At 65.2% G+C, this 9,473-nt stretch carries 8 protein-coding genes; 1 reads left to right on the top strand and 7 read right to left on the bottom strand.

Annotated elements, in window-relative coordinates; all coding sequences use genetic code 11:
* Nucleotides 1–52: 52 nt before the first annotated feature.
* The 7 genes from ASF72_RS05650 to ASF72_RS05620 form a co-directional block, all read right to left on the bottom strand.
* Nucleotides 53–1,756: an ABC transporter ATP-binding protein gene (locus ASF72_RS05650; protein WP_050687867.1), complete on the bottom strand. Its 1,704-nt coding sequence runs from the start codon at nucleotides 1,754–1,756 to the stop codon at nucleotides 53–55.
* Nucleotides 1,753–2,763, bottom strand: a complete 1,011-nt coding sequence (locus tag ASF72_RS05645) for an ABC transporter permease (protein ID WP_056597158.1) — start codon at nucleotides 2,761–2,763, stop codon at nucleotides 1,753–1,755. The genes ASF72_RS05650 and ASF72_RS05645 overlap by 4 nt, the downstream gene beginning before the upstream one ends.
* Before the next feature lie 2 nt (nucleotides 2,764–2,765).
* Entirely contained in the window at nucleotides 2,766–3,857 is a 1,092-nt protein-coding gene (locus ASF72_RS05640) for an ABC transporter permease (RefSeq protein ID WP_050687869.1), read from the bottom strand.
* 117 nt (nucleotides 3,858–3,974) lie between these two features.
* Nucleotides 3,975–5,606: an ABC transporter substrate-binding protein gene (locus ASF72_RS05635; RefSeq protein ID WP_050687870.1), complete on the bottom strand. Its 1,632-nt coding sequence runs from the start codon at nucleotides 5,604–5,606 to the stop codon at nucleotides 3,975–3,977.
* Nucleotides 5,607–5,891: 285 nt separating this feature from the next.
* Nucleotides 5,892–7,025, bottom strand: a complete 1,134-nt coding sequence (gene mnmA / locus ASF72_RS05630) for a tRNA 2-thiouridine(34) synthase MnmA (RefSeq protein ID WP_056597157.1) — start codon at nucleotides 7,023–7,025, stop codon at nucleotides 5,892–5,894.
* A gap of 98 nt (nucleotides 7,026–7,123) precedes the next feature.
* Nucleotides 7,124–8,359 (bottom strand): cysteine desulfurase family protein, encoded by a 1,236-nt coding sequence (locus ASF72_RS05625; protein ID WP_056597154.1) that lies wholly within the window; start codon nucleotides 8,357–8,359, stop codon nucleotides 7,124–7,126.
* Between the two features lie 61 nt (nucleotides 8,360–8,420).
* Nucleotides 8,421–9,116 carry a hypothetical protein gene (locus ASF72_RS05620; RefSeq protein WP_327019590.1) on the bottom strand — a complete coding sequence of 232 codons (696 nt, stop codon included), beginning with the start codon at nucleotides 9,114–9,116 and terminating at the stop codon, nucleotides 8,421–8,423.
* 234 nt (nucleotides 9,117–9,350) lie between these two features.
* Here ASF72_RS05620 and ASF72_RS20925 point away from each other — a divergent pair.
* Nucleotides 9,351–9,473, top strand: a 123-nt coding sequence (locus ASF72_RS20925) for a DnaJ domain-containing protein (protein ID WP_235504674.1), incomplete at its 3' end; no start/stop codon positions are given.

The raw sequence follows: 9,473 nt of genomic DNA, 5'->3' as shown, positions 1-9,473 counted from the left end.
AGGCACCGGGCGTGTTAAGCCCGGTGCCTGCCGCGCCCAGCGGTCCTGCTGCTCAGATGCCCAGCAGCGCCCGGTGCTCTTCCCGCCGTCGTGCCTGCTCATCAGGGTCCGGCACCGGCAGGGATGCCACCAGCCGCTTGGTGTAGTCGTGGCCGGGGTTGCCCATCACCTGGCTGCCGATGCCTTGTTCCACCAGTTTCCCCTTGTACAGAACTCCCACCCACTGGGAGAGGATGTCCACCACGGCGAGGTCATGGCTGATGAAAAGGCAGCCGAAACCAAACTCCTCCTGGATGTCCCGGAACAGCTCCAGGACTTTCGCCTGCACCGATACGTCAAGTGCAGACGTCGGCTCATCTGCGATCAGCAGCCTGGGGTTCAGGCTGAGGGCGCGTGCCAGGGAAGCGCGTTGGCGTTGCCCGCCGGAGAGTTCGTGCGGGTACCTTCCCGCGTACGACGCCGGCAGCTGGACTGATTCAAGCAGCCCGGCAACGCGTTGACGGGCCTGCGCCGGGCTCGGCTTGGTATGGATCAGCATGGGTTCGGCGATGCAGTCGCCGATGGTCAGCTGGGGGTTGAAGGACGCGGCCGGGTCCTGGAACACAAAGCCGATGTCCTTCCGGAGCGGTTTGAAGGCGCGTTCTTTCATTCCCAGCATCTCAAAGCCCAGCACCTTGAGGCTGCCGCCGGTGGTGCGGTTCAGCCCTGCGATGGCCCGGCCGATGGTGGTCTTCCCGGACCCCGACTCCCCCACCAGCCCGAACACCTCCCCCTTGGACAAAGTAAGGGACACACCGTCCACGGCGCGGAACGCCGGGGCGCCCAGCCTCCCTGGGTATTCGATGACCAGGTCTTTGGCTTCGACCAGGACTTCGGCCCCCTGATGGGCCCGGGTGCTCAGTGTGGCCGACGCCGAATCGCGCCCGAGGTGCGGCACCGCGGCCAGGAGGTCTTTTGTGTAGTCCTGGCGCGGTTCGGCGAAAAGCGTCCGGGCGGACGCTTCCTCGACGATGTCGCCCCGGTACATCACCACCACCCGGTCAGCGAGGTCAGCCACCACTCCCATGTTGTGGGTGATGAGGACAATCGAGGTGCCGTACTTATCGCGGAGGTCCCGCAGCAGTGCCAGGATTTCGGCCTGGACTGTGACGTCCAGGGCGGTGGTGGGTTCGTCCGCCACAATCAGCCCTGGATTCAGTGCCAGGGCGGCTGCAATGACCACACGCTGCTTCTGCCCGCCGGAGAACTGGTGCGGGTAGTAGTTGACGCGCTTTTCCGGGTCGGGGATGCCCACCTTGCGGAGGGCTTCGATGGCCCGCTCCTTGGCTTCCCGGGATGAGAGCTTCCTGCCGCTCTCCTTGTCTGCGTGGGCGCGAAGGCCCTCGGCGATCTGCCAGCCCACCGTGAAGACCGGGTTCAGGGCCGTGGACGGTTCCTGGAACACCATTGCCACGTCACGGCCGCGGATCTGCCGCAGCCGTCCCGGGCTGACGCTGATGACGTCTGCACCGTTAATGAGGACAGTTCCTGAGGAAGTGGCGGTTTCGGGCAACAGGCCCAAAATGGTTTTGGCGGTAACGGTTTTGCCGGACCCTGATTCGCCGACGATGGCGAGTACTTCGCCGGGGCGGACGTCGAGGCTGACGCCCCTGACCGCGTGCACGTCCCCGCCGTCGGTGGCGAAGGTGACGCTCAGGTTATTGATTGCCAGGACCGGTGCTGGCAGGCCGGGCGTTGAGGGCGATGAGGTGCTCATGCCTTGCTTCCTTTCTCGGCGGATGCCGGGACCACGGCGGCGCGGGCCCGCTTGCGGCCGCGAAGGCGGGGATCGTTGAGGTCGTTGATGCTTTCGCCTACCAATGTCAGGCCCAAAACGGTCCAGACTATGGCCAGGCCCGGGAACACCCCCGTCCACCAGATGCCCGACGTTGTATCGGCGAGCGCCTTGTTCAAGTCGAAGCCCCACTCAGCTGCGGAACTGGGTTCGATACCGAAGCCGAGGAACCCCAGGGCGGCAAGGGTCAGGATGGCTTCGGAGGCGTTGAGCGTGAAGATCAGCGGCAGCGTTCGGGTGGCATTCCGGTAGATATGCCGGGTGATGATGCGCAGGTTGGACGCACCAACCACCTTCGCTGATTCCACGAAGGGCTCCGATTTCAGCCTGATGGTTTCCGCCCTGATGACCCGGAAATATTGCGGGATGAACACCACGGTGATGGAGGTGGCCGCGGCCATGATGCCGCCGAAGAGGCTGGACTGTCCACCGCTGATCACAATGGCCATGACGATGGCTACCAGCAGCGAGGGGAACGCATATACGGCGTCGGCCACCACCACCAGTATCCGGTCCAGCCAGCCGCCAAGGTAGCCGCTGACAAGGCCCAGCGCGACGCCGGCGAAAATGGACAGCGCCACGGCCACCACGATCACCAGCAAAGCGGTCTGGGTTCCCCAGAGAACCCTGGAGAGGACGTCATAGCCACCCACAGTGGTGCCCCAGAGGTGCTTGCCGCCGGGGGGCTGCTGGCTGGGGAAGCTGCCGTCCGCGTCGGAGAGCTGGGCGAACCCGAAGGGTGCCAGCAAAGGAGCCAGCGCCGCAGCCAACAAAAAGGTTCCTGTCAGGACCAACCCGATCACCAGCATCCCTCGCTGCAGCCCAACGCTGCGGCTCAGGTGCGAGACAACCGGCAACCGCCGGAACAGGCCTGCGCGGGGGTTGGCCACGGGAACGGGGGCTTCTGCGCCCTGGGGTGTGCTGCTCATGATCAGTACCTCACACGCGGGTCGATCAACGCGGCGATGATGTCCACGATGAAGTTTGTCAGGGCCACAATTACTGCCAGCAGCACCACGATGCCCTGGACCGCCACAAAGTCCCGGGCGGTCAGGTAGGTTGCCAGCTGGAAACCAAGGCCCTTCCATTCGAAGGTCTTTTCGGTCAGGACCGCTCCGCCCAGCATCACGGCGATCTGCAGGCCCATCACCGTAATGATCGGAATCAGCGCCGGTTTATAGGCGTGTTTGGTGACCAGCCGATACTCGCTGACGCCGCGGGAGCGACCCGCTTCCACATAGTCCCGGCCCAGGGTGCCAATCACGTTTGTCCTGACCAGCCGCAGGAAGATGCCGGCGGTCAGCAGGCCCAGGGCCAACGCGGGGAGTACCGCGTGGGCCATCACATCCCCCAGCGCTGCCATGTTGCCGCTGCGGAGGGCGTCCAGCCAGTAGATTCCGCTGGGAGCCTGAAGGGCTGTCAGTGCCAGCTCGTTGGAGGTTTTGGCCCGGCCGGCGACGGGAAGCCAGCCCAGCCACACGGAAAACGTCAGTTTCAGCAGCAGCCCGGCGAAAAAGACCGGGGTGGCATAGCAAAGGATGGCAAAGATCCGCAGGACGGCATCGGGCAGGTGGTCACGCCGATGGGCAGCCACCATGCCAAGGGGGATGCCGATCAGCAGCGCAACGATCAAGGCATTAATGCTCAGTTCAAGGGTGGCGGCACCGTACGTTGTCAGCACTTCGGTCACTTTGCGGTTATCGGAGAGGGTGGTTCCGAAGTTGCCGGTGACCAGTTGCCCCAGGTACTCGAAGTACTGGACAAAGATCGGCCGGTCATAGCCCGCCGCCTGGATCCGTTCCTGCAGCTGTTCGGGGGGCAGGCGCCCGCCCAGGGCTGCGGTGATGGGATCGCCGGTGATCCGCATCAGGAAGAACACCATGGTCACCAGGATGAAGATGGTTGGAAAGATCAAGAGGAATCGGATCAGGATATATTGGCCAAGCCCTCCGCCGGAGGACTTTTTGGCGGCCTGTAGTGCACCGTCCGTTTCCGGGGGCGGGGCGTCGATCAGTGTTGTCAATGGATCACCTAAGAATGTGGTGCCCGCGCCAAGCGTCCCCAAACGCCGGCCGGGCCCGTCAACGGGGCGGGACACCTACAGGTGTTCCGCCCCGTTGCCCGTCAGGGCCGGATGGACTTACTTGGAGATGACGCCGAGGCGCGTCTTGAAGGAAGCGTCCAGGGTGGTCTCGACTCCCTTGACGTCCGCTCCGGAGACCAGCACCTGCGCGCCCTGGAGCAGGGGCAGGGTGGAGAGGTCCTTGGCAACCGCTTCCTGGGTCTCGCCGAGGATCTTGACGCGTTCGTCCTTATCAACAGTTGTCAGCTGCTTCTGGATCAGGGCAGCGACGTCGGCGTTCTCGTAGTGGTTCTTGAGGAAGTTGTTGGGTACGAAGAACGGGGTGAGGTAGTTGTCAGGGTCGGAGTAGTCCGGGAACCAGCCCAACTGGTAAACCGGGTACGCGTCAGCAGTCCGGTCCTTCGAGTAGGTGACCCATTCGGTGGACTGCAGGTCCACGGTGAACAGGCCCGACTTTTCCAGCTGTTCCTTGATCATGGCGTACTCATCTCCGGAGGAGCTGCCGTAGTGGTCAGGGTTGTATTGGAGCTTGATGTTGACGGGCCCGCTCACGCCCGCGTCTGAGAGTGCCTTCTTGGCTTTGTCCAGGCTGGGCTTGCCATTGTCGCCGTAAAGTTCCTTCATGGGCTGTTCAGCACCAAGGAAGCCATCGGGAACCACGGAGTATGCAGGCAGGTAGGTGCCCTTGTAGACCTGGGTGGCAATCGCATCCCGGTCCACGATGTTGGCCATGGCCTGGCGGACCGCCAGCGCCTTGGCCGGATCGGCCTCCGCGGTTTTGGCACCGAACGGCATGGTGTCGAAGTTGAAGACGATGTAGCGCAGTTCCCCGCCGGGTCCCTTGTGGACCTTGACCTTGGAGTCGCCCTCCAGGTCGGCCACATCCGTTGCCGTCAGCGAGCGGCCGGCAACGTCGATGTTGCCTTGCTGCACATCCAGCTTGAGGTTATTGGCGTCCGCGTAGTACTTGATGTTGGCTCCGCCATTGGCCGGCGCACCGAGCAGGCCCTTGTAGTCGGCGTTCGGCTTGAGGCTGATGAGCTCATTCTTCTTGTAGCTCTCGATGGTGTACGGGCCGGCGAAAGGTTTGGCAGCGACGATGTCATCGTCAGACATGACCTTGTCCTTGGGAAACACTTCCTCGTCGATGATCGGGCCGGTGTTGGATGCCAGGACGCCGGCAAACACCTGGTCGTTGGCGGCCTTGAGCTTAAACACCACGGTGGCATCGTCCGTGGCCTCGACCGAGTCCAGGTTGGCAAAGAGTGATGCTGGACCGTTGGGGTCATTGATGGCGATGATCCGCTCCACGGAGAACTTCACGTCCGAGGACGTCAGCTCATGGCCGTTGGCAAACTTCAGGCCGGATTTGAGCTTGACGGTGTAGTCGGTGGGTGCCGTGAAGGAGGCCGACTCGGCGATGTCGGGGACGGCGTCGGCGCTGCCGGGCTTCGCGTTGAGCAAGAACGGGTAAATCTGGTTCATCACCAGGAAGGAGCCTGCGTCGTAGGACCCTGCCGGATCCAGGGTGACAACCTTGTCCGTGGTGCCAAAGGTGATGGTGCTGCTGCTGGAGCCTTCGGTTGAGGTCCCGCCACCGCCCGAGGGGCCCGTGCAGGCCGTCAGTGCCAGGGCGGAAATGCCTGCCAGCGCGATCGCGCCGTTCAGGGCCTTGTTGCTCTTCATCATCTGTGAACTTTCTGTTCGATGAGTACGCGCCTGCCGCCCGCTAAGGGGTCACTTCGCCTAAGCGGGAGGTGCGCTGTGCTGATGCGTTGATTCAACCACCGACCCACCCGCCGCAACGGGTGATTTGTGAGTTGAGACACAAAATTTACACGATTGATCAGCGACTCTCACTTCGGCGCGGCGCCGACAACCCCTGAAGCGGCCCGGCGGAGTCCGGAACAGGCCTGGGCCGGGGCACAGCAAAATGCGCCGCCCCTCATGGGACGGCGCATCAGCGTGGGTGGCTTAGAGCTCCGTCCGCTGCAGCGAGCGGGCGGCGTCGATGGTGGCCTGGCCCAGGACCCGGCTGCCCTGGTAGAGGACCACCGTCTGGCCGGGGGCGACTCCGCGGAGCGGCGTGCCGAGGCGGACCACCAGCTGGCCCGGTGCCGAGGCGTCAGCATCGGGTTCCATCCAGGCCTGCGCCGGCACGGGGTCGCCGTGCGCACGGACCTGGGCGTAGCAGTCAAAGCCGGCGCCCGTTCCAACTTCGCTGATGGGCAGACCGGCCCAGGACACCTTGATGCCACGGATCTCGTCGATGGCCAGGAGGGCTTCCGGGCCCACCACAACCTTGTTTTCCTTGGGCCGGATCTCCAGGACAAAGCGCGGTTTTCCGTCGGCGGCCGGGGTGCCCAGCTTCAGCCCGCGGCGCTGTCCGACGGTGAAGGCATTGGCGCCGGGGTGCTCGCCTACTTTGGTCCCGGTTTCGTCCACGATGTCCCCGGTGGACATGTCGATCTTCTCGGCCAGCCAGCCGGCTGTATCGCCGTCGGGAATGAAGCAGATGTCGTGGCTGTCCGGCTTGTTGGCGACGGAGAGTCCGCGGCGCTCAGCCTCGGCCCGTACCTCGGCCTTGGATGGCGTTTCGGCCAACGGGAACATGGAGTGCTTGAGCTGCTCGTGGGTGAGCACGCCGAGGACGTAGCTTTGGTCCTTGGCCCAGTCAGCGGCCCGGTGCAGTTCCCGGTTTCCGTCGGCGTCCTCGATCACCTTGGCATAGTGCCCGGTGCAGACGGCGTCAAAGCCGAGCGCAATGGCTTTTTCCAGCAGGGCGGCGAACTTGATCCGCTCGTTGCACCGCATGCAGGGGTTGGGGGTACGGCCCGCGGCGTATTCGTCGATGAAGTCCTGGACCACATCCTCTTTGAACCGCTCGGAGAAGTCCCACACGTAATACGGGATGCCCAGCACGTCGCAGGCACGCCACGCGTCGCGGGAGTCCTCGATGGTGCAGCAGCCTCGGCTGCCGGTGCGCAAGGTGCCGGGCATCCGGGACAGCGCCAGGTGGACGCCGACGACGTCGTGCCCGGCTTCGACGGCACGGGCTGCGGCAACGGCGGAATCAACGCCGCCGCTCATGGCTGCTAGAACTCGCATGCTGGCTTTCTGGTTGATGGTTCCGGCGCTTCCACCGGAAGGTGCGGACCGGCCAGGCTGGTCCCCGGAAACGATCCTCGCCTATCTATTCTACGGGCCTATGCAAACCCGGCGCCGGTTCCCTGCCGGGCCACCGTTCCCGCTGTCTGGATCGACGACTCATGCCCGGCCATTCCTGCCTGCCGTGCACGGGCGTAAGCCTCGGGCAACGCAGTGAGCAACGCGTCGACGTCGGCCTCAGTGGAACTGTGCCCCAGCGTGAAGCGCTGCGCGCCGCGGGCAGTCTCCTCGTCCAGCCCCATGGCGAGCAATACGTGCGAGGGCCGGGGGACGCCCGCGGTACAGGCCGAACCCGTGGAGGACTCCACTCCGGCCAGATCCAGGAGGAACAGGAGGGAGTCGCCTTCGCAACCGGGAAACGTAAAGTGTGCGTTGCCCGGCAGGCGGTCCGGCGCCGCTGCACCGCGAAGGACGGCGGAAGGGACGCGGTCAAGGACGCCGGCCACCAACCGGTCCCGGAGCTCCGCGATCCGCAGCGCATCCGGTCCGAGCGCGGCAGCGGCGCCCTCGGCTGCCGCTGCGAAGGCCGCAATGGACGGGGTATCCAGGGTGCCCGAACGGACGTTGCGTTCCTGGCCCCCGCCGTGCTGGACCGGGGTCAGGGTCACCGCCCTGCCCAGCAGGAGTGCCCCCACCCCCACGGGTCCGCCGATTTTGTGGCCGGAAACGGACATCGCGGCCAAGCCGGATGCCTTGAAGTCCACCTGCACGGAACCAAACGCCTGGACCGCATCGGAGTGGACCGGAATGCCACTGGCGCTGGCGATTTCCACAATGCGGCTGATGGGCTGGACCGTACCCACTTCATTGTTGGCCCACATCACTGTCACCAGCGCGACGCTTTTGGGGTCGCGCGCGATTTCGGCCGCCAGGACTTCGAGGTCCAGGACGCCTGCGGCATCCACCGGCAACCACGTGACCTGGGCACCCTCGTGGCGTTCCAGCCATTCCACCGTGTCCAGTACTGCATGGTGTTCGACGGCGGAGCAGAGGATGCGCCGGCGGGTGGGGTCGGCTGCCACCCGTGCCCAATACAGGCCCTTCACCGCGAGGTTGTCCGCCTCCGTGCCGCCGGACGTAAAGATCACTTCCGACGGATGGGCACCCGCGGCAGCCGCAACGGTTTCCCGGGCGTCCTCGACCACGCGGCGGGCCCGCCGCCCGGCCCCGTGCAATGACGACGGGTTTCCCGTGCGGGCGAGTTCGCGGGTCATGGCGGCCAGGGCCCCGGCCGAAAGCGGCGTGGTGGCGGCATGGTCAAGGTAGGCAGGCACCTGCCCATTCTATCGCTGGGCCTTTCCATCCCCCCACCGGTCCCACCGCACATGCGGGCCACTAGTTGGCGGGCGGCAAAACCGGCAGGAACCGTTCCACTTCCGAACGGGCAGCGGCCAGGGAACCTGCATCCGGACACGACACGGACACGTAGATGGATGAACCCGCGGTCCCGAACAGGCGGGCCAGGACAGCGGTGGCCCGTCCGCCGGCGGCCGCGGCTTCTGTGAGGACCAGGACCTCGACCGATCTTGGCGGCGCGTCATTGTCGCCGCCCCACCGCAACGATCCCGGCTTCAGGTATTCGGGAAGGATGGTTGGGTCCAGGTACTGGAAAAGAGCAACCGTTGAGTCGCGGTCGTCCTGCCGCACCAGGGGCCCCTGGTCGGTTCGGACTTTGGCGGCAGCCACGCAGCCATCCGCCTTGGCGTATTGGCTTTCACCCGCCACGTTGGCCTTGGCGAGCTTCCAACCGGGAACCTCTGCCAAGGAATCTCCGATCCCTACGGGGACCCCAGGGGCCAAGACCCCGCCGGCAGAGAACGGCATGTCCTGCGCTGCCACCGCATCAGCGTCGTGACCAGGAGTTATGGTGGGCGTCGCCGGCGCAGCGCTGTTGCTGACCGGGGCCGGTGCGGCAGGGTCGCGCACGTCAACGCTGCAGGCACCCAGCAACGCCACGGCGAGCGCGGCTGCCGCCAGTTGCGCCGCCCGTTGCACGGCGTTCCGGCCCCTGCCCGCCGTCGTCGTCCGCAAAACCATCTCCAACCCCAATGCTTCCTGCGCTGCCGGTCCAGGCGCGCAAGTCGAGTCTAAACTCCGTCCTGGCCGCCGGGCACAGGGAACCAGCGGGGCCTCCATGGGCGTTGACAAAGAAAGGACCAGTCCTGCCGGCACCGGTCCGTACTGCCTGGGAAGCGATCACGCTGGCTAAACTGGGCAGGCCGGTCCGCCTCCCGGGTGATTGGCCACAATGCAAAGGATGAGTGTTTGACCGAGAGCAGCAGCTCCCATTACCAGGTCCTCCAGGTGGCCGTCACCGCCACCGAGAAGGAAATCAAAGTGGCGTACCGTCGCGCCGCCAGGACCGCCCATCCGGACCAGGGCGGTGAC

Source organism: Arthrobacter sp. Leaf141 (assembly GCF_001424565.1).
GTDB lineage: Bacteria > Actinomycetota > Actinomycetes > Actinomycetales > Micrococcaceae > Arthrobacter.
Note: the sequence above shows the minus strand (reverse complement) of the source record. Positions and strands in the feature narration are given on the sequence as shown.